18 protein-coding genes are annotated in these 19,543 nt (G+C 37.1%); 3 read left to right on the top strand and 15 right to left on the bottom strand.

Going from position 1 to position 19,543, the window contains the following annotated elements; all coding sequences use genetic code 11:
- Nucleotides 1-39 precede the first annotated feature (39 nt).
- From MHI22_RS20225 to MHI22_RS20160, 14 genes are all read right to left on the bottom strand, one after another.
- Nucleotides 40-282, bottom strand: coding sequence for a hypothetical protein (locus tag MHI22_RS20225; RefSeq protein ID WP_340812603.1), 243 nt, complete (start codon nucleotides 280-282; stop codon nucleotides 40-42).
- An 8-nt stretch (nucleotides 283-290) separates the two neighbouring features.
- Nucleotides 291-2,372 carry a catalase gene (locus MHI22_RS20220; RefSeq protein ID WP_170829776.1) on the bottom strand — a complete coding sequence of 694 codons (2,082 nt, stop codon included), beginning with the start codon at nucleotides 2,370-2,372 and terminating at the stop codon, nucleotides 291-293.
- Nucleotides 2,373-2,499: 127 nt separating this feature from the next.
- The gene (locus MHI22_RS20215; RefSeq protein WP_036126467.1) at nucleotides 2,500-3,075 is read right to left on the bottom strand and encodes an RloB family protein; all 576 of its coding nucleotides are present in this window, start codon (nucleotides 3,073-3,075) and stop codon (nucleotides 2,500-2,502) included.
- Nucleotides 3,072-4,349, bottom strand: a complete 1,278-nt coding sequence (locus MHI22_RS20210; protein ID WP_058844161.1) for an AAA family ATPase — start codon at nucleotides 4,347-4,349, stop codon at nucleotides 3,072-3,074. Before MHI22_RS20210 ends, MHI22_RS20215 begins: the two co-directional genes overlap by 4 nt.
- Before the next feature lie 105 nt (nucleotides 4,350-4,454).
- Nucleotides 4,455-5,396, bottom strand: a complete 942-nt coding sequence (locus tag MHI22_RS20205; RefSeq protein ID WP_036126473.1) for an NAD-dependent epimerase/dehydratase family protein — start codon at nucleotides 5,394-5,396, stop codon at nucleotides 4,455-4,457.
- A gap of 185 nt (nucleotides 5,397-5,581) precedes the next feature.
- Entirely contained in the window at nucleotides 5,582-6,109 is a 528-nt protein-coding gene (locus tag MHI22_RS20200) for a YceI family protein (protein WP_036126475.1), read from the bottom strand.
- A gap of 411 nt (nucleotides 6,110-6,520) precedes the next feature.
- Nucleotides 6,521-7,303, bottom strand: coding sequence for a class B sortase (gene srtB / locus MHI22_RS20195; RefSeq protein ID WP_036126477.1), 783 nt, complete (start codon nucleotides 7,301-7,303; stop codon nucleotides 6,521-6,523).
- A gap of 12 nt (nucleotides 7,304-7,315) precedes the next feature.
- Nucleotides 7,316-8,086 carry an ABC transporter ATP-binding protein gene (locus MHI22_RS20190; RefSeq protein WP_058844162.1) on the bottom strand — a complete coding sequence of 257 codons (771 nt, stop codon included), beginning with the start codon at nucleotides 8,084-8,086 and terminating at the stop codon, nucleotides 7,316-7,318.
- 6 nt (nucleotides 8,087-8,092) lie between these two features.
- Nucleotides 8,093-9,058 (bottom strand): FecCD family ABC transporter permease, encoded by a 966-nt coding sequence (locus tag MHI22_RS20185; RefSeq protein WP_036126481.1) that lies wholly within the window; start codon nucleotides 9,056-9,058, stop codon nucleotides 8,093-8,095.
- A gap of 95 nt (nucleotides 9,059-9,153) precedes the next feature.
- Nucleotides 9,154-10,062, bottom strand: coding sequence for a heme ABC transporter substrate-binding protein IsdE (gene isdE / locus MHI22_RS20180; protein ID WP_340812602.1), 909 nt, complete (start codon nucleotides 10,060-10,062; stop codon nucleotides 9,154-9,156).
- A 15-nt stretch (nucleotides 10,063-10,077) separates the two neighbouring features.
- Entirely contained in the window at nucleotides 10,078-11,370 is a 1,293-nt protein-coding gene (locus tag MHI22_RS20175; protein WP_340812601.1) for an NEAT domain-containing protein, read from the bottom strand.
- Nucleotides 11,371-11,452: 82 nt separating this feature from the next.
- Complete coding sequence (locus tag MHI22_RS20170; RefSeq protein WP_058844165.1) at nucleotides 11,453-12,877, bottom strand: NEAT domain-containing protein; 1,425 nt, start codon at nucleotides 12,875-12,877, stop codon at nucleotides 11,453-11,455.
- Nucleotides 12,878-13,489 (bottom strand): heme uptake protein IsdC, encoded by a 612-nt coding sequence (gene isdC / locus MHI22_RS20165; RefSeq protein WP_231745045.1) that lies wholly within the window; start codon nucleotides 13,487-13,489, stop codon nucleotides 12,878-12,880. It lies immediately after the preceding gene.
- 463 nt (nucleotides 13,490-13,952) lie between these two features.
- On the bottom strand, nucleotides 13,953-14,525 hold the full coding sequence (locus MHI22_RS20160; protein ID WP_036126492.1) for a manganese efflux pump: 573 nt from the start codon (nucleotides 14,523-14,525) through the stop codon (nucleotides 13,953-13,955).
- A gap of 226 nt (nucleotides 14,526-14,751) precedes the next feature.
- On the opposite strand from MHI22_RS20160, the gene MHI22_RS20155 reads away from it, so the two are divergent.
- From MHI22_RS20155 to MHI22_RS20145, 3 genes are all read left to right on the top strand, one after another.
- Nucleotides 14,752-15,627, top strand: a complete 876-nt coding sequence (locus MHI22_RS20155; RefSeq protein ID WP_089931854.1) for a glycine betaine ABC transporter substrate-binding protein — start codon at nucleotides 14,752-14,754, stop codon at nucleotides 15,625-15,627.
- Between the two features lie 423 nt (nucleotides 15,628-16,050).
- Nucleotides 16,051-16,956, top strand: a complete 906-nt coding sequence (locus tag MHI22_RS20150; RefSeq protein ID WP_036126495.1) for a PucR family transcriptional regulator — start codon at nucleotides 16,051-16,053, stop codon at nucleotides 16,954-16,956.
- 82 nt (nucleotides 16,957-17,038) lie between these two features.
- The gene (locus MHI22_RS20145) at nucleotides 17,039-18,136 is read left to right on the top strand and encodes an ABC transporter ATP-binding protein (RefSeq protein WP_036126498.1); all 1,098 of its coding nucleotides are present in this window, start codon (nucleotides 17,039-17,041) and stop codon (nucleotides 18,134-18,136) included.
- Nucleotides 18,137-18,623: 487 nt separating this feature from the next.
- Here MHI22_RS20145 and MHI22_RS20140 read toward each other — a convergent pair whose 3' ends face one another.
- Nucleotides 18,624-19,523 (bottom strand): ROK family protein, encoded by a 900-nt coding sequence (locus MHI22_RS20140; protein WP_340812600.1) that lies wholly within the window; start codon nucleotides 19,521-19,523, stop codon nucleotides 18,624-18,626.
- Nucleotides 19,524-19,543 lie beyond the last annotated feature (20 nt).

Genomic DNA, 19,543 nt, shown 5'->3' with positions numbered 1-19,543 from the left:
TCTTCGTTCCGTGAGTTTTCACTCCGTTCCGCGAGTATTTCACTTCTCGTTCCGTGAGTATTTCTCTTCGTTCCGCGAGTATTTCTTTCCGTTCCGCGAGTATTTCTCTTCGTTCCGCGAGTATTTCTCTCCGTTCCGCGAGTATTTCTCTCCGTTCCGCGAGTATTTCTCTTCGTTCCGCGAGTATTTCTCTCCGTTCCGCGAGTATTTCTCTTCGTTCCGCGAGTATTTCTCTTCGTTCCGCGAGTATTTCTCTTCGTTCTGAAAGTATTCACTACTCACCGATCTATTTAATAGATATTTCGTTGCCAAAATCGTTGCTGGGCAATGGCTGCTACGAACTTTTTAGCGAAATCCTTGTTACCTGTTGCTAACACAATGCCAGGGCCTACGTTTGCATTGGACATATTGAAGAAAGTTGTGCCAGTAGCAGCAAATCCGATCGGCTTAAAGTGACGATATGCTTCATTGATATAATTGACGATATAAGTATTGAATTTCGCCTGATTGCTTGCCTTTACCCCAACAACATATAACGAGTCGAATAATACAGCATCAGTTGTGATAAATGTGTCAGTAGCCGTTAATTGAACCCCATTATTCCCTGTCACAACACCTAGTCGATCGGAGATAATGCTGTAGCGTACACCTTGCCTTGTTAAATATTTCAATACTTCACCGACCTCATTTGCATCAAAGCCATCGCCAATTAAGACTCCGACCTTAAGTGTATAAGGCAATTTAATGGTATTGGCTTGACTAAGTGCTGGTGAGGAGGCTGTGACCTTGGACTGTTCTCCTGTAGGGCGATTAACGCCAACATTGTCTGCCACTGTTGTAGCCATTGCTTTATCTACATGGACAAACATATCCACAACTTGCTGCCGAACTGATTTACTCTTCACTTTTCCTACCTCGAAGCTAAATGCCTCTATAATATGTTGTTTTTCAGGCGGGGACATACTGTTCCAAAAGAGTCGTGCTTGTGAAAAATGATCATCAAAGGATTTACTGCGCGCTCTTGTGATGCGTCCCTCAACCTTTTCCTCATAATGAACATATCCCCCTTCCCTTGCAGTAGAAGTGGCGGGTGTATTATTAGCCAGCGAATTTTTATGATAACTCACTCTTCCTAAATTAATGGTCTGTCGACTAAAGCCATTCCGCTGATTGTTATGCACTGGGCAAATCGGTCGATTAATGGGGATTTCTGCAAAGTTTGGTCCACCTAGACGGATTAACTGTGTGTCTAAGTATGAAAATAATCGTCCCTGTAACAGAGGATCATTCGTAAAGTCTATGCCTGGTACAACGCTACCTGGGTGGAAGGCAACTTGCTCTGTTTCAGCAAAAACATTATCCACATTACGATTTAAGGTCATTTTGCCAATCTTCTTCACTGGTACTATTTCCTCTGGCCAAAGCTTTGTCGCATCTAAAATATCAAAATCAAATTTAAATTCATCTTCAGGTTCAAGAATTTGGACAGCTAACTCAAACTCTGGATAATCGCCAATTTCGATGGCTTCCCATAAATCCCGTCGCTGAAAATCGGGGTCCTTCCCAGCAATTATCTGGGCTTCATCCCAAACAAGAGAATGTACACCGAGTACAGGCTTCCAATGGAATTTGACAAATCTCGATCTTCCCTTGTCATTGACGAAGCGGAATGTATGCACGCCGAAACCTTCCATCATACGAAAGCTTCGCGGAATGGCACGGTCAGACATCACCCACATCACCATATGCGCAATTTCCTGATTATTGGCTACAAAATCCCAAAAGGTATCGTGTGCAGAGGCTGCTTGTGGCATATCATTGTGTGGCTCAGGCTTTACGGCATGAATTAAATCGGGAAACTTAATGGCATCCTGAATAAAAAAGACAGGAATATTATTACCGACTAAATCATAATTTCCTTCATCCGTATAAAATTTCGTTGCAAATCCGCGTACATCACGAGCTGTGTCCATCGATCCTAAGCTCCCTACCACTGTTGAAAACCTGACAAACACAGGTGTTTTCTTTTTCGGATCCTGCAAAAATTTCGCCTTCGTATACTCTGCCATGGATTCATACAATTCAAACTCGCCATGTGCTGCAAAACCTCTGGCATGTACGACGCGCTCTGGAATACGTTCATGATCAAAATGGGTAATTTTTTCTCTAAGATGAAAATCCTCCATAATTGTTGGCCCACGAACGCCTGCCTTAAGCGAATCCTCATCATTGGACACCCTTAGCCCCTGATTGGTTGTCATTCTCGTGCCTTCATTCTCGACACGGAATGGCTCTAGTTGCTGATCCTTGGCATTCTCCTCTAGATTTTTGCGTTGATTCGACTTTGAGTTATCCACACAATCCCCTTTCATCTATTTACTACTTTCGCTCCATATACACTATATGTTTTGGAAAAATAAACATGCTTTCATTTCGACAATGCATTGTGTAAAAATAAAAAAGCAGGTCTCTATTTGGAAATAGAAAACCTACTCACGCTTAAAATATGTATCGTATCATTTCATGTATGTTACAGTAAGGGTTGTCGCGGCTCTCCGTCTTTCGAAGAGCCATCATGTCTGTACAATTTTTAATCGCTACCTCATGTCGTAATGCGATGGGGGCAATAATGGATTCATCTGCCTTGTGACGGAAATAACGACTTACGCCAAGATGCTGTTCCATCTTGTCATTCAAGACAGCACGAGGATACTTTTCTGAACTGTCGACTTCCTCAAAATGCAGGAGTAGCCACAATTCAAATGCTTCATTGGTATAGGCAATGCGAATATTTTTTTCCTCGCAAAATTGATTGACTTCCTCTAATTGCTTTTCGGTTAAGTCATCCTTATCAAAAACAATCCAAACCTCATCAAAATATTGATAGCTGGAATCTCGATAAGCATGTTGAGCAAGCTTAATAGCTGAACGTTTAACGTTTTTTATTTTGACACTAACCATTTTAGAGCGCTTTAATATACGCATTTGTTCAAAATAAATACGTTCTGTCTCACCTTCACAATAAATTAAAATCGTTTTACGCAGTGTTCGGCTCCCTTGTTGACGTACTCTCAAGGCTCAGATACCTCCGCTTCTTCTAAATATTGTTCAGATAAATACTCATTGATAACAGGCATTGCACCAAACTCACCTTTTATATAGCGTTTCGCATAAGAAAGATCTCCACGCTTCTTTTGTAAATCTGCAAAATCAAATAAAGAGTAAAGCTCTGATTCATTTTTAAAGCTTTTATTAACAAACCAAATTTGATCTGAACGCAATGGCTGATCTAGCAATTCTATTTCATGACTTGTCACGATAAATTGATTATTTCGATTGCGTTTGCTGTTCATAATGGCCATTAAAAACTCACAAATCGACACATGGAATGCCGTATCGAATTCGTCTATAAAAATCGTTTTTCCTTTATTATAAGCATCCACCATCACGCATGCTAAATGTAGCATTCGTACTGTGCCTTTCGAATCCATTGTCCAATTAATCGTTTCCGTTCCTATCGGTGCACCTGCTTCATCAAATGATAAGTAATGTAGGTCAATATCTACTTCTTGAATCACCTCAGACGATTCATACTCATAACCAATTGTATTTTTCTCTCGACGTTCCACACGTCTGGCCGTGACATCTTGAATGGATAGGTCTGCAATTTTAAGGAGTTTGATCACTTCTTTTTTAAAGGGCTTCTCTTCAAGTTTACGAATTAGAGGATGACTTGATAACCGATTTGCTTCATCAAGAAATAGAATTTTATGTAAAAACCAATCGAATATCTTTAAAGCATCTGAATCATTAAAAACATGCAAGACAGACAAAAAGGCCGTATTGTTACGTGTATATTTTGTCAGCTCCTGTGCACTCGTTTGAGCTGTTTCATATGAATATTGTGTACCATCCCATTGTCTGACAAACAGCTCTTCTTTTTGCAACTTGTTCGTCTTCACAAGACGCTCATAGAGAACTTGAGAAGCATTGTACTGTATTTCATAATCATAAAGAGCACCATCTAAAAAAAGCGATATCATAAACTCTGTTGGTGTGCCCTGCTGTCTTCCTAACTTAAACGGTTGATAGGGTAAACGTAACTGCTTAACATTATTTAAATTTTCAAAATTAAAAAGCAAAGTACGTAATACTTTAATAGCCGTAAAAAGATTGGATTTCCCACTACCATTTGGTCCAAAAATAAATGCACTTTTCACAAGTCGAAGTGAATCAAATTGAATGGTATGAGTATCCTTCCATTTTCGCAGACGGCTGCCCGCTACCATTGAAAATAACGTATCATCTTTATAACTTAAACAATTTTTCACTCTAAAATCTACAAGCATCAATAAGCCTCCGTCCACAACCATTTCTTTAATGAATTATTATACTATAGACATAGAAAAAGACATATTACACGATGTAATATGCCTACATAATTTAAATGCCCTTTAGCCACTATTTTGTTGAATTTCTGCTAGTTTTTCATTTTGTAATGCATGCAATGTACGTTCGATTCCTTCTGCAAAAGAAGTTTTTGGCCTCCAGCCAATGGCCTTGGCTAATTTGTCGTTATTTAAAAATGAATGTTCGATATCTCCTTCTCGTGCAGGGGCATATTGAATTTCAAGTGGGTGATTTAAATGTTGCAGCAGTAAGATGACTTGGTGAATAGACCAAGCTTCATTTGTGGATACATTATACGTGCCTTGCAAACGGGCAGATACACCAGCGTAAATAGCATCTGCAATATCATCGACATAAATGAAATCTCGTGTTTGTTCACCGTCACCATAAATCGTAAAAGGCTTGCCTGCCATACTGCTTTTTAGCATACTTGGGATCACTGCTGCTTCCCCCTGCATTTGTTGCCTTGGACCAAAAACATTAGCAAATCTGTAGATGAGAATAGGTAAACGATAATCTTTATGCCATTTCTCACAGTAGGTTTCCCCAATGCTCTTATTGAGTCCATACATAGATATCGGTTCACAGACATCTGTTTCTTCTAATGGCGGATAATGACTATCTCCATACACCGATGCTGACGAAGCAAAAACAAAATGCTGTACATTATACTTAGAAGCTAAAAAAAGCATTTGGCTTAGCCCAACGATATTTGTCAAAATATCCTTTACTGGCTCTTGGATGGATTGTTGTACGCTCGTTTGTGCCGCACAATGGATGACTACATCAAAATGTATTTCTTTAAAAAGATGCTCACAAACCTCATCCTCTACATTTAAAAGATAGGATTTATGCTCAAAGTCAACATTTCGTAAATGACCCGTACTTAAATTATCAATAATATAAATTGTTGCACCTTCTTCGAAAAAACGCCTACCTACGGCACTGCCAATAAAACCATAGCCACCTGTCACTAATACATTCATCCTATCGCCCCCAAAAACAATATGATGATTTATATGCAGTAATTACTAAAAATATGCAAGAAACTTATTTGATGGTAATTTCTAACAGAATAGCATTACTAGAATGATTAACTAAAAAACGTCTATATTTTTCTATATAAAAAGCATGCTTGAAAATTACTTCAAGCATGCTCTATCATCTATTTTTAAGCTGGGTTTATTTCTAATTCAACAGTTACTTTAATATCTTTTCCAACAAGAACCCCACCCGTTTCTAACGCTGCGTTCCAAGTTAGGCCAAAGTCTTCACGATTGATTGTTGTTTCAGCTTCAAAACCATATACTTCTTGTCCCCATGGATTTGTACCTTTTCCATTGAATTCTGTATCAAACGTTACGGACTTTGTCACGCCTTTAATTGTTAAATCACCAGTTACTGCATATTCATCTCCTGCTTTTTTAGCAATGTTTGTCGATTTAAATGTAATTGTTGGATATTTTTCAGCATCAAAGAAATCTTCTGCTTTTAAATGATTATCACGATCTTCACTACGTGTATTAATACTCGCTGGATCAATTGTAAAGTTAATGTTAGCAGTTGTTAAGTCTGCAAGGTCTGTCGCTTCAATATCAGCTGAATAGCTATCAAATACGCCTTTAACTTTTGATACCATCATGTGTTTTACTTGAAAGTTTACTGCTGAGTGTCCTAAATCAATGTTCCATTTTGCCATTATAAATTCCTCCAAATAAGTTGATTATATCTCGATTTCGAGATATATTTTAAAATATGAAGCAACTACAGTATTTATGTTACCCAAAACAGAATTGGATAAACATTTGTAGTTACTCGATTGGTTAAACATTATGATTACGAAAAGCAATCAATTACTTTATGTAACTTACTATATATTAATAATAAAGTTACGTCAAGTAATTTTAAAAATAAAAAAGGATATCCAAATTATCGGTACATCCTTTCAGACAGTAGAGATCATTCTGTCTACTGATATAAGCTTTTATGAAGGTTTAAATATGAAGAGGTGACAATGAGATGAAGGCAAGCTCCAACTCGCTGTGAAAAATCAAGGTTGGAGCTATTCTTGCCAACAAGCTTAAAGGTTCACCCTTTACATTTCTTCCCCTCAACGCTTGACTAACTTGCCTTGCACGACAAAGCGATGGTCGTCACTTAAAACCGCATCCTTACAAGTAGATAACGTCAAAATTTTATCGTCTGGACTTAGATCGACATTCATCTGAATAGAAGATCGCTGTTGTATCTCCTCTATAAAGTTTTGGTAAGCTTCATTGTTGGCAAAGTCGGTCTCAATATAATAGAAATCAATCGTCGTCTCATATGCAGCAAAAACCTCAATATCATAGCCCTCATATAAGGTATCAAGATATAGGATGGGATGCTCATCTGCATAGTCTTGCTTTAAGTAATTTTTTAAACTACCGAACATCGTCTCGTTCTTCATGGCATGACCATATAAAATCGTATTTTTGTTCATGTCTAGTATTTGATTTCGATAATCCATAAAAACACTGCCTGCACGACTCTCCTTATTTTTAAAGTTATGATTTAAATAATAGTCATTATTGTCAGCTTGTAAAATTGGATTATTCAGCTTTGTTCCGTCTACTGAAATCCACCCAATAATTTGAGGATTAATCGCCAATAAATCAAGGAACTGTGGTCGTATAGTGAATGCTGATACATCATTTGTTGTTTCTGTCTCCTCGATTTGTTCTGCTGGCTGTTCTTCATTAGCTGCTAATGTGGCCTGATAAATATCCTGTACTTCTTTTAATGATTTTGACGTTTCGTAGTACGTATATAGATACTTTGCAAGTGAAAAAACAGAAAATAAAAATATGCCTAAATATAGCAGTGTTAGCAACTTGGATACTTTCTTCTTCATCGGATTACCTTCTTATATTCCCATTGGCATCATATAGTAGCCAAGCTGTTTATCTTCATTAAAGATTGCATCCACTCCATACACTTCTTTAATCATATCTTTCGTAATCACATCACGTGGCGCACCCTCTGCAAAAATTTGACCTTCCTTCATCAAAATAATATGGTCGCTATAGCGAATGGCTTGATTAATATCATGTAGTACCATGATAATCGTTAAACCATGCTGCTCGTTTAATGTTTTCACCAGCTCTAGCAATTCTATTTGATAGTATATATCCAAATAGGTTGTAGGCTCATCTAAACATAATATTTCTGACTGTTGTGCTAATGCCATAGCAATCCACACTCGCTGCCGCTCTCCACCTGATAACGCCTCTAAACTTGTTGTAGCTTTATGCTGTAAATTTGTACAGGCAAGTGCCCATTCAATGGCTTTTGAGTCCTCATCGTGATTCTTTTTTAGCATTGTTTGGTGTGGCAAACGACCAAACCCAACTAGTTTTTCAATCGTTAAATCTCTCGGTATGTCATTTTGTTGATACACAATGGCCAGTTTTTTAGCAAATTCTTTCGGCTTATAGTGCAGTAAATCTTTATTTTCTAACGAGACAGTCCCTGATTTAGGTGAATGAAGGCGAGAGATAACACTTAATAATGTAGATTTCCCACAGCCATTTGGGCCAATGATTGTCGTAATTTTCCCTTGGACAATCGTTGTTGAAACACCATTTAAATGGTTACGTGTATTATCATGCGATACAATGATGTCTTGTATATCCATGTTTCGTCACTCTTTTCGTAATAAGAATATTAAGAATGGACCACCTATGATTGCCATAATGGTAGAGGCTGGAATTTCAATAGGTGCAATAATTGTCCGGCCAATCGTGTCTGCTACTAAAATTAATAAGGCACCAGCAAGTGCTGTAAAAGGAATAAGCACAAGATGGTCATGCCCAACCAATCTGCGTGCAATATGAGGTACTAATAGCCCCACAAACGAAATAACTCCAGCCACAACAACTGAAACAGCCGCTAATAGAACAGCGACAGCGGCAATCAGTAAGCGTGCCCGTGCTACTTGAAACCCTAAACTTTTGACTGTTTTATCTTGTAATATAAGCAAATTACACCAACTATATAATGCAAATGCGCCAATTAATCCGATTGTCCCATAGGTCACAATCGTAGAGACATCTTTCCATGTACGCATCGTTAAATTAGAACCGATTACACTGGAAGCTGACGTATTCAAGGAACCACCTAAGCTAATAAGTGCCTCTGTTAATCCTGTAAACATGGCGTTAATGGCAATCCCCACTAAGATCAATTTAAGTGGACTCAAGCCGGATTTCCACGAAAGTGCAAATACGAGTGAACAAGCCAATGCACCACCCATAAATGCTAAGACAGGTGTCATAAAAAATAATGCTGGGAAAAAGGCAATGATAGAGAGCTGTACAAATGCTGCACCAGAAGATATCCCAATGACACCAGCATCAGCCAAAGGATTACGCATCACGGATTGTAAAAGCACCCCAGAGACTGAAAGTGCTGCACCTGCAAATAATGCCACAATGATACGTGGAAACCTTAAATCTCGTATAGCCTCCATTTGGCTATTCCCTTCCTCAAATAATGCCCCTATAAACTCGAAAAAGCCCATTTTTATACTACCTGTTGTAGCTGAATAAACGATTGTCACTAGTAATAAAACAGTTACAATTAAAAAACTGACGATTCTTTTTGTCATATTGGATTTCCTTTTTTTATGTTTATATTCTCTCAGGATAAGAAAAACGCTCTATGACGAGTAGTAATACATCATACGAGCGACAATTCTAGTTACTATTTACGATAGAAGATTTCCATCAGTTGTCCTAAAGCTTGAGGTACCTGTAAGGAGGCTGTCGTCCCGAATAATTCTTCCTCTAAATCATACACTTTACCGTTTTTCACTGCATCGAAATGTTTCCAAATATCATTTGTTTTAAATTCCTCATCAAACATTTTCACAACCTCATCAGGCATACCATGTGATAAGCGTAAAATAATATCAGGATTACTGCTATGTAAATGCTCCGTATTTGAAGATAAATACTCAGCATCTTGCCCTTCCATGACATTGATTCCTCCTGCTCGTTTAACAAGATCCCCTGCATAAGAGTTTTCAGTTGCGACTAAATAGCTTCCTGGAATACCAAGTAAAATTAAGACACGAGGCCCCTCTTTATTCGCAGCAACACCTTGAACAGCTTCCATATTTTTCTGTAAATCCTGCACTAATTCCTCAGCTTGTGCTACACGATCATAGCGTTCACCAAGTGTTGTGATTTCCGTTAACATCGCATCAACACTTTGTAAATTTAAAAAGTCTACAGGAATATTCAACTGTTTAAACTTATCCTGTAAATCGTACTCTAAAGTCGATACCGATAATACTTCTGTCGGATTCAATGATTTCACAATTTCCATATCAGGCTCCATTGCATTACCAATGGTCGGCAAATCCTCAAAACGTTTGGCTAATTGCTTTTCCGTTTCTGGTACTGCGATTGCGTCAAGCTCCAACTTATCTAGAATATCTGCCACTACAACTGTTCCAGCAATGATTCGTTGCTCACTCTCTTCAGCTACTTGTTCACTTACTGCAACTGTTTTATACTTTGTTGCTGGTTTGTCACTGCCACTACAAGCAGCAAGAAGCAGTGATAGTAATGTCATTAACAGTATCCCAATTTTCCAATCCTTTTTCATTATGTCATCTCCTACTTATTTCTGCTCAGTACGATCTTTTTTGGCTTTTTTAATACGGCGAATGAGTAACCAACCTGATACAAGGCAAATAGCGATTAGCAACATAATTTTTACAATGTTTAGCGGCTCGATCTGCTGCTTTGCCGTAGAATGGTTCACTACCTTATCAGTGGCAACCTCTTCTTTTTTGTTTTCCTCTGCTGCCTCTTCCTCTGCTTCGTCCACTGATTCATCCAGTGTCCGATCAAATGCTAGTTTTTCTTCCTGTGGTACAACAAGCATCGATTGGGTAGTGGGTACTGTCGATGTAGCCGAGTTCGCTTCCTTCTTCACATTGTTTTGTTCCGACGGCGTTTGCACTTGCTTTTGCACTTGCTCTTTTCCTACTACTTCTGCTGTTTTATCACTGTCTTTGGGTTCGGAGGATACTTCTTCTGAAGGTTTATCTAAAATCTTTGCAACCTGTGCTGGATCAAATACTAATTGAACAAAATATTGATGATGATAAGAAATATCAGGAATATCGACCTTCACCCACAATCGTAATGGTTGTGTTAAATCTTCAACCTCAAATTCCACGATTCGTACATTATCTAAAAGTGAAAGTAGTTTAGGTTCAACTTGCTGTCCTTTATAATCTACCGTTAATCCTGTGATCCAAGCTGATTGTAAAATCGTCATTTGTGCGTAGTATCTACCATCTTTTTCGATCACCTTTGCCACTGGATTCACATAGCTATTCATAATAGAGGGCTCTTGTTTACCATCTACCATTAACTCATAATTCAATGACCATTCCTGGCCCATTGTTCCTTCTGAATTTATTCCCTCAGCCACTTCTTCATTACCTTCACCTTGTGGAATATTTGGTGACAGTGTCTGCACTTTGAGGCGAAGCTCTTGGGAAAACGAAGCATATTGTTCTTCTGTTGCAAGCTCTATATTGCCCTTTAGGACAATTGGTTGTTGTAAGGCTAAAACATCAAACTGAACTAAATTTTCTATTTTATCTAGTGTAAAAGAAAGCTCATTGCCTTGCTGCTCGATATGAATATCTCGTATAGGATTGAGTTCTTCAAGTTTCATCGTTAATTGATATTGCCCATCCTTAACTGCGAGCGTTGCTACTTGTTTGAAAATACTTCCTTCAAAGCCTTCGATTGGAGAAAAACTTAGTTCAACTTGATAACTACCATCTGCAATAACAGATTCCTCTGCTTCTGCTTCTAGAAAAATGAATGGAGAAAAAAAGATTAATAAAATTGTACAAACAGCCACTATGCAAAGGTTATTTTTTTTTAGAATCATTGCATCATAGCCTCCCATTTCTTTAAAAGCACAGGAACTTCCTTCCCCATCAATATGAGAAAGGAAGTTGCTGTGAAGATCATTATTTGTTGATGTATTGCAATGAACCATTTAAAATTTTTGCCATATGTGAACGTTTTAATGGGCTATTTGCATCAATAACTGTTTTACCATCTGCAGTAGGTGAACCAGTCATCACTTTACCTGCATATAGAAGTGCAAAGGCCTTTTTCGCTTCTTCATCTTTCACTTTTGCCCCATCAGCATAGTAAGAAAGACTTGGGTCGCCAAAGTTCATTTCTTTACCTGCTACATGTGTTACTGTGCGGTAAATCATCACAGCTGCTTGTTGACGAGTTAATGTGTCATTTGGATTAAAGTTTGTTGCTTTTTTAACAATCCCAGCTTCCGCTAATGCATTTATAGCTTGAACAGCTTCTGCACTAAGCTTACCTGTATCTTTAAATCCTGCATCTTTTGTAGAAGAGACGTTCAATGCACGTGCCACCATTAAGGCAAATTGAGAACGTGTAATGTTATTGTTTGGATTAAAGTTGTCTTGTCCTTTAACAATTCCTAAGCTGTAAAGTGATAGGATGGCTTCTTTATTCGCATCTTTACTAATATCTTTAAATGGATTTATAACTGGCTTTACTGCACCTTCGACAGCAAAACTAAATTGAACTGTATGATTCGAGTCATACTTCACACCTTGTGCTGGTTCATTAACAACGATGTGTAATTGAGCATTCACAAGTTTCTTTAAATCTGCTACTTCAAATGAGTATGTGCGTGCATTTGTAGCATCATCTTGTTTCACTAGTGTTGCTTCTTTCCCCTCTACAGTAAAACCTTGTACATATTGGCCTTGAGGGAATGTCATTGTCACAATATTTTTACCGTCTTTAGTAGAAACGCCTACTTTCGGTGCAATATATTGTTTCATCATAGATTCTTCTGTTGTACCATTTTTGTAAACAGTAACAGCTACTTCATCCACTTTTACTTCTTCTTTTACTTCTTTCACTGCTTTTAAATCAAAATCATACCATTTGTCCATATTTGCAGAAGGAACAACCACATGGATTTTTGCTGATTTTACTTCATCAACAACAACAGGGAAACTGTATGTAATTGTGCCATCACTATTTTTCACTTCTGTAGCATCTACAAATTTATCACCTTGCTTTGTTTGTAGACCTGCAATCATTGGTGCTGATTTAGCTGTAATCGTTAAATTCGCTTCAAATTTTCCATCTTTTTCAACGATTGAACCTTGAGGTACTAGATGAGAGCTAATAGCAGGTTGTGCTTCTGTTGTACCAGGTTTGAAGATTTGGAAATTGATAACTGCTGCCGTTTTGTCAGCTTTTGTTGCTTCTGCCTTCACTTCAGTATTTGTAGTTACTACCTCTGCTGCCGATGCAAAAGATGGGACTGAAAGAGATGCCGCTAGCAATGAAGCTAGTACTATTTTAGTTGCGCGAGATTGACGTTTTTTAGTCATTTATTGACCCTCCGTTTTTGTTTGGTATTTTTTTTTATAAAGTAAAAATGCTGATCCCACTAAAGCAACAATTAATAGATAAGGTGTTGCGTCACCTGTCTGTGGGTTCGGCACTTGACTTTCTGTAGTAGATGCTTGGGGTGACTTTGATTCATTTTGTGTTGCTTGTTGCGTTGTAGCAGCTGGGCTAGCAGTCGATACGGCATCAAATACAAGCGATACACTGTATTCATGGTGATAATTAATATCATCAATATCAATTTTCATAGCTGTTACTACTGGTTTTGATAAGTCATTAACTGTGAATTGTACAGTGCGAGTATCTGCTGCTTTATCTTCACTCACAACAGTTGCTCCACCAGGTGGTTGAAATTTCGTAATCCACGCACTGCTTTTTAAAGTAATTTGTACTGTAGCAGTACCATTTTTCACTGTTACATTTGCTGGTTTTACAAAATAATCGTTGGCAATGGATGCAGAGTTACTGTCAGGTTTATTGACCTGATATTTTATCGAATGTGTGCCATCAGCCAGTTGAGCAGATGCTTGTGTCAACCCTAAGTTAACGACAATAATACTAACAAGCATGATCAACATGAGCATTTTCTTCATGTATTGCACGCCTCCCTTGGTCATAGTAAAACATCATAATTGAAAAAATATCCTCATGAAAGCACTTTCACCTAAACGAAAATTATTCTCAATTACGATTCTACTCCCAAGAATAATCGTTGATACCAGTGTATGTCAACCGTTAAACCAAATTCGTCCTCAATATGTCAAATTTTCCTCCTAATAAAAAGAATATAACCAAAATATGGTTATATTCTCAAGCTGTAGACAAATTCGATGAAATAAAGTAATGCCGTTGATTTCCACTACGAGCGGACGCTTTCCGCGGGCGGGGTCGAGCTTCTTCCCTTGCTTCGTTACTGTCGCTTCGCTTTCATAGAAAAAACATCCGTTCAGTCCATCCCGCTTTTCCCGCTGGAGTCGCTGCTCTTCGTTCCAATCAACTTCTACATTAAATACTCCATCTACATATGGTGTGGAGGTTACCCATTGTTTTCATATGTTATTTAGCAAAAATCTCGAAAATGCCAATCATAATTAGCAGCCATCCTGAGATCGCAGTTGAATGCTTACCAATATACGTTTTTGATAGTAAAGAGCCACATTGACTCCCCACTCCCACTGTAATAAACGAAAACACACCAATCGATATGACCGTCCAAAGGGCCGAAATGCCGTTTGCCCCAATAGCAATGCCCCCTGCTAAACAGTTCGCTGATAAAACGAAGCCGAGTGCCATTGCCTCTCTCGTTGAAATCACTAAGTTTTTATCTTCATCAAATAACTCAGGGTTGCCAGCTATCTGTTGTTTAGAAAAATTATTGGACATTAAAGTCCAGAGCCCAATAATACACAACAACAAGCTGCCTAATAAATTGGCAGTATGCGGTGAAATATACGCAACAACTGTGCTGCCTGCTGTTACTGCGATGTATGTGACAATCATTGACATGACAGCAATCACAGCATTGGATAAAATCGGAATTTTAACTTGTTTGACGCCATAAGCTAGGCCGATTCCCAAATTATCTAAATTCGCTGCAATTCCTATTAAAATAATGGTAATCCAATGCATACTAAGCCTCCTCAAATCACCGTTTCCATTTTCACCTATCATATGTGATCAATAGAAAGATTTTTGGGCAGCCCAATATAGACTGCACGGCTAATCCCATGATTCCCCTCATGATTTGTACAACATCCATTTGACAAAAGTAACAACTTGTCATTAAAATTAAGTTGTTACTTATTGATTTTTTAATTTTCACAAGAATATAAGAATTGCTAGAGAGGGGAAATTTATGAGACATCTAAAATTATGGAAAATAGGTTTTTCTTTACTATGTCTACTCGTTTTAACTGCATGTAGTTCAGCAGATGCAGGATCTAAAAAAGAAGATCGAAAGACAATCAACCTAGCCTATGTTGAATGGGATACTGAAGTAGCTTCTACTCACGTAGTAGGACAAGTTTTAGAGGATTTAGGATATGAGGTAACATTAACGCCACTCGACAATGGCATTATGTGGGAGGCACTTGCAAACGGAGAGGTTGACGGTATGGTATCTGCTTGGTTACCGCAAACACATGCTCCGCAAGTAGAGAAATACAAAGATAAAATAGAGAATTTAGGTGAAAATCTAACTGGTGCTAAAATTGGCTTAGTTGTTCCAAGCTATATGGATGTCGATTCAATCGAAGACTTAACCACTGAAGCCAATAAAACAATTACAGGCATTGAACCTGGGGCTAATATGATGGCTACGACAGAAAATGCCTATAAGAAATATAACAATCTAGAAGGCTGGAATGTACTTACTTCTTCTGCAGGTGCAATGACAGCCGCCCTTAGTCAAGCCATTACTAATAATGAAGAAATTATCATTACAGGGTGGTCACCGCACTGGATATTTAATGCATACGATTTAAAATATTTAGATGACCCAAAAGGTTTATATGGGACAGAAGAATATATTGGCACATTTGCTCGTAATGGCTTGAAAAAAGATGATCCCGATGCCTATCGTGTCCTTGATCATTTCCATTGGACTTCCGAAGATATAGAAAGTGTGATGTTCGATATTATGGAAGGTATGAGTGCCACAGAAGCAGCAAAAAAATGGATTGAAAACAACCAAGACAAAGTCGCGGATTGGACAAAAGATGTAAAAGCATAACAACTACAAAAGATCCGATTACTCATCATTAGTCATTGGATTCAGACTGTAGACAAACTCAAAAAATTTGAGAGTTTGCCTACAGTCTTTTTTCTTTTACAATTAAATGAAGTAAAGCCACTAATTTCACATAAAGCACTCTATCTACATAGATAAATGAAAAATAAATCCTTTGGGGTGATGCTCCATGAATCAAAGCTATACTTATTAACTTTTTTTATCCTAGCACTTATTATTACTAGTAATAGGAGAAAAATTTATATCACATATTTTTTGATTGTACATATTTGGAGTTTTATAACCCTTTTGAAATGCTTATATAAACGTTGTTTTTTTCCAACCTATGTCTTTTACAAAATTGTATGACTTTCATTTAGCGCTTTTTATATTTTTTACTATATATCGAAAGAAGAGGAATATTTAATGAACTTAAATCTCAAAGCATTGTTTCCTTCATATCGTTATTATCGAACAAAGCCAACTCAGCTATCATATGACTCTTATATTTTCTACCATCACCAAACAAAAGAATGGTTTTCCATCTCAAAGCATGAGGTTTCACAGCGAGACTACCAATGGCTTACTGTTTTTTATACTGAAGCTACCTCTTCACTATTTCAGGCATCGGATACTTGGTATGAATTTATCTATTCAAATGGTGATATACCATCCAATTTATCCTTTAATAAAGCTCGAGTTATTCAAATTACTTTTATAAATGAAAACCCTCCTTTAGAGGCTTTAAAAGAAGCTCTTTATAATTTTTTTCAGGAAGATACGATATTAATTCAAGTTACTACAAATCAATTTTTACTCATTGAACCTAAGAGTCTTTCTATGAATGAGAAAGAAGATTTTATTGCACTTATTCGTACAATTGAAGCAGATTTTTATGTCAGAATCCAATTATATCTTGGAGAATTTTATGAAATAGATAAGAAATTTCCATATAAATTCCAAAGAGAAGCACAATGGTTCAAGGAATGTTTACATTTAAGATTTGCTGAACCTTATTATTCATTTCAAACGATATTCCCTATTTTACTAACACAACAATTGCCTACTTCTATTCTAAAATTTTTAGAAGAGCAAATTATTATACCTTTAAAGTCTGATAGAGAATTACTTGAAACTGTTAAAACTTTTTATGAATGTGGTTTAAATATTTCGTTGACATCTAAGAAGTTGCACATGCATCGTAATACATTAACCTATCGTTTATCAAAATTCCAGGAAATCACAAATATTAACATAAAAAATTTAGATGGTGCAATACTTGTTTACTTTGCTAGTTATCTTTGGTCATTTTTACAAAATGCACAAAAATAGTTAACTGAAAATTATGCATTTTAGACATTGGTTTTCTTCCTCACTTTATTTAAACTGTAAAAAAGAACAAAGGGGATTAAATATGGAGAAAATCATACTTAATAATATTTATAAAATATACGATGGCGGTGTAACGGCTGTATCTGATTTTAATCTAACTGTTCAGGATAGAGAGTTTATTGTACTTGTTGGTCCATCAGGTTGTGGGAAATCAACCACCTTACGTATGATAGCTGGCTTAGAGGAAATCTCGGAAGGCGATTTTTTTATTGATAACAAGAGAATGAACGATGTACCTTCAAAGGAACGTGATATTGCGATGGTTTTTCAAAACTATGCACTATACCCTCATATGACGGTATACGACAACATGGCATTTGGCTTAAAGCTTCGAAAATTTTCAAAACAACAAATTAAAGAACGTGTCCACAATGCAGCAGCCATTCTTGATTTAGAAAAATATTTGGATCGCAAGCCTAAAGCTTTATCGGGTGGTCAGAGACAACGGGTTGCCCTTGGTCGAGCAATCGTCCGAGATGCACATATTTTCTTAATGGATGAGCCTTTGTCCAATTTAGATGCAAAACTACGCGTACAAATGCGTGCAGAAATTACCAAGCTTCATCAGCGCTTAAAAACAACGACAATTTATGTAACACATGACCAAACTGAAGCAATGACAATGGCAACGCGTCTTGTTGTCATGAAGGACGGTATTGTTCAACAAATTGGTACACCTGAAGAAGTATATGGCTTACCTGAAAATAAATTTGTTGGCGGTTTTATAGGCTCTCCATCCATGAACTTTTTTAAAGGGGTTTTCCATGAAGAAGGAATTCAGATCGGTCCTATTTCATTAACTATTCCAGCAGAAAAATCAAAATTATTATTAGAACAAGGCTACTTACAAAAAGAGCTGATTCTTGGCATTCGTCCTGAGCATATTTATGAAAATTCTTCTGTCATTTCTGAGCCTTTCTTCTCGTCCATCGAGGCAAATATTGAAGTATCAGAATTAACAGGTGCTGAGCTGATGTTACATGCCCAGTTAAATGGACAGCCTTATATTGCACGTGTTAACTCTGATACAAAAATTACACAAGGCCAAGTTGCACACCTACAATTTGATATGTCTCGGGCACATTTCTTTGACTTAGAAACAGAGAAACGCATTCGTTAGAAGCAAAAAGTACTGCAAATATTAATCCTCATAGAAAGGGATTCAGGCAAAGAGTCTGTTTCCCGCTTTTTTCACCTCCCACTCATAGTCCATACTCGATTATTGATTGACTTTAGATTCAACCAACTTCACTGATCTGATTCGATTTTAGAAGATCATCAGTGTTTCTGCATCCAACAATCGTATTTTACTTGGTGGATGTTATTTTGCTATTACTTTATATAAAACAAAGCAAAATAACCAAAAAAGATAGCTAGATGGAAAAATACACTGTCATTTCGCCACTAAGCTATCTCAACTATTTTATATGAGGTTTTCAACTATTACCTCCGTCTTGTAGAAATGAAACATTTCATGTCAAAAATTTCTCAATAGAATCTATAAGGAAGTTGGATTTTTTTTATCGATGTAAATCCCTATTTTCCTAACGGTACCGCTATTTTGGAGTAGAGATTTATAATATTAAGTATAAAAACGATTGCTCTTTTTATTTCATTGCTGCACCGTACAGTCCCGCCTCACCTTTACGAATACTACTGCCTATAATTTGCTCTTTCCCTTCAAAAGGTGTGTTTAACAAACGTTGCTGAATCACCTCTTTAATCTGCTCTATGATTTTCGGATGGTGATTAAAAAAGCCGCCACCTAACACTATGCAATGTGGGTCAAGCATCAAAATCATTTGATGCAATTGTTTTTCCATGCAGTAGATTAATTGCTGCAAAAGCTTATTCATGATGAGGTCTCCCTTGTAATAGAGCTCCATCATATCTTTTAATCGAATTTCCGAATTCCCCAGTAACGCTCTTCCTAACTTTTCTATAGCAGGTCCTGACACACTTTCTTCTAATGTTTCTCCATCATTACCAACGATATTAAAACCTATTTCACCAGCTAATCCTGTTCCTCTTATAAATTCGCCATTTACAACTGTACAACAAGATAATCCGGTGCTTAATGTTACATATACCATCACTTCTTTGCAGAACCCTCTAGCATTGTATTCTCCCCAGGTTGCCATGTTAACATCGTTATCCATCAATATTTGTGCATATGGAAAAAATTCAATTAAACGCTCAGAAATCGGAAAGTTACTCCACGGTATATTATTTTGATAAACTGCTAGACCTTTTTGAACATCCACAATACCAGGTACACCAATACATACCTTAGAGATCTCATTAATAGAGACTTCTTGCTCTATACATAGCTTTTCAAAACTATTAATTAAACAATGGAATAAAGTTTCTCTATTTGTAACATCACTTGGTACCTCTTTTTTGATTAACAACTGTTGCTGTTGATTGAATAAAGCCGTTGCTAATTTTGTTCCGCCAACATCTGCTACTAAAATATAACGCATCTTTCCACCACCAGTTTTCGCCACATGATCTACTCGAATTCGCA

Origin of the sequence: Lysinibacillus sp. FSL L8-0312, from assembly GCF_038003285.1 — a bacterium.
Classification (GTDB): domain Bacteria; phylum Bacillota; class Bacilli; order Bacillales_A; family Planococcaceae; genus Lysinibacillus; species Lysinibacillus fusiformis_D.
Note: the sequence above shows the minus strand (reverse complement) of the source record. Positions and strands in the feature narration are given on the sequence as shown.